1 protein-coding gene and 1 pseudogene are annotated in these 1,745 nt (G+C 69.9%); both read left to right on the top strand.

Annotated features, from left to right (window positions below; genetic code table 11):
* Nucleotides 1–5 precede the first annotated feature (5 nt).
* Nucleotides 6–538, top strand: a pseudogene (locus ACTWQR_RS55615) (SDR family NAD(P)-dependent oxidoreductase).
* Between the two features lie 158 nt (nucleotides 539–696).
* Nucleotides 697–1,263, top strand: a complete 567-nt coding sequence (locus ACTWQR_RS55610; protein WP_443234994.1) for a TetR/AcrR family transcriptional regulator — start codon at nucleotides 697–699, stop codon at nucleotides 1,261–1,263.
* The last annotated feature ends 482 nt before the right edge of the window (nucleotides 1,264–1,745 follow it).

Genomic DNA, 1,745 nt, shown 5'->3' with positions numbered 1-1,745 from the left:
CGGTCGTGGTCGGTGACGTCAACATCGACGCGGCCGAGACCACCGCCAAGCGCCTCACCGATACCGGCGCGACCGCTCTCGCCGTCGAGTTCGACCTCGGCGACGAGCGTTCGGTACGTGCCCTCGTCGGCACCGCCGTCAGCCAGCTCGGCGGAGTCGACGGCCTCTACAACGTCGCCGCCGACCTGTCCATGGAGACGCTGAGGCGCGACGGTGACCTGCTTGCCACGGACCTGGCCGTATGGCGGCGCACCCTCGAAGTGAACCTGATCGGCTCACCCGGCACATCGCCTCCCGCTGGGGTAAGCAGGGCATCCGCTGCAACTCCGTGTCACCGGGACTCGTCGTGACCGAATCCGCGCAGAAGGTGTCCCAGAACGCGGAGACCATGGCCATGGCGCGGCAGGCCATGCCCAGCACCCGCTTCGGCAAGCCGGAAGACCTGGCCGGCACAGTGGCCTTCCTCCTCTCCGGCGACGGCGAGTGGATCAACGGGCAGGTCTGGTCGGTCAACGGCGGCGGACTGCTCCGTGAATGAGAGCGCACGGTATGCCCCCTCCCAGCGAGGTCGGCTTCCCCAGCCACGCCTGCCGCGTCCTCGTACGGTCCGGGCAGTCCGATCAACGACATGCCCAGGTCGTCGGCAAGCCCAGGTCGGCCGCTCCGGCTCGCCCCCTCACCGTAGGATTGATGCCTATGCCCCGCTTGCCTCACACCGACGACATGCCCGGCCCTCGCGCGCAGGCGCGGCGCTACGTGCTGTCGGCGGCGGCTACCGCACTCGCCGAGAACCCCGGCGCGAGCATGACGGAGATCGCCTCCGCCTCCGGCATCGGGCGGGCCACGATGTACCGGTGGTTCGCCACCCGCGAGCAACTCGTCGAGGCGATCCACGCCCATGTCGTCGCCGAGGTGGACGAGTTGATGGCGCGGCGCCTGCGCGAGAGCGGCCCCGCCCTCGACGTACTGCTGCGACTGAGCGGCGACATCATGGCCTTCGGTGACCGCTACCGGTTCCTGATCGCCTCCAGCGACAGACGGCAGAACCTGACCAACACCGTCGAGTTCAAGAAGTACGTCGCCGACCGCCAGCAGGCCGGCGAGCTGCGCGGCAACTTGTCGCCCGAGTGGCTGGTCGCGGCCTACGGCGGGCTCGTCGTCGCCGCACTCGACCAGCTCGACGAGCAGCGGCTCGGCAGCGCCGCGGTCGGTGACGAGCTGGCCCGCACCATCGTCGCGGCCTTCTCACGCGAAACGCCGTGACCCGCGCAGGAGCGTGACGGCCGCTCCTCGCTCTTGCGACCAGCCATCGTGGCTGCCGCTGACCGGGCGCCACCTCCCCGAGCTGTGGCGGGTGTCGCCGACGGGCGACGTCACGCCTCCAGGAATGCACTCCGAGCACGATGCAGTGCGAGCGAGGAGGCGGCCCTTAGTACCGCAGGACCAATCGGCCCCGCCGGGTTCCGCCCGCAGGGGGCTGAGAGCGCGGAAGACCGCCCCTAGTTTGAGATCACAGGTCGACATCAGACCCGCACATCCCCCACGAGGCGTGGACAGCCGACGACCGCTGCAGCGCCGGAAAAGACTAAGGAGTAGTGCAATGAAGGGACTCAACGGAAAGCGCATCGTCGTCGCCGGAGGTGCGTCCGGGATCGGCGCGGCCACCGCCGAGCGGCTCGCGGCCGAGGGCGCGGCGGTCGTGGTCGGTGACGTCAACATCGACGCGGCCGAGACCACCGCCAAGC

Origin of the sequence: Streptomyces sp. 2A115 (assembly GCF_052245575.1) — a bacterium.
GTDB lineage: Bacteria > Actinomycetota > Actinomycetes > Streptomycetales > Streptomycetaceae > Streptomyces.
Note: the sequence above shows the minus strand (reverse complement) of the source record. Positions and strands in the feature narration are given on the sequence as shown.

Excerpts from the sequence above, each read along its gene's own strand:
- ACTWQR_RS55610 (WP_443234994.1), top strand. The coding sequence starts at position 697 with ATGCCCCGCTTGCCTCACACCGACGACATGCCCGGCCCTCGCGCGCAG.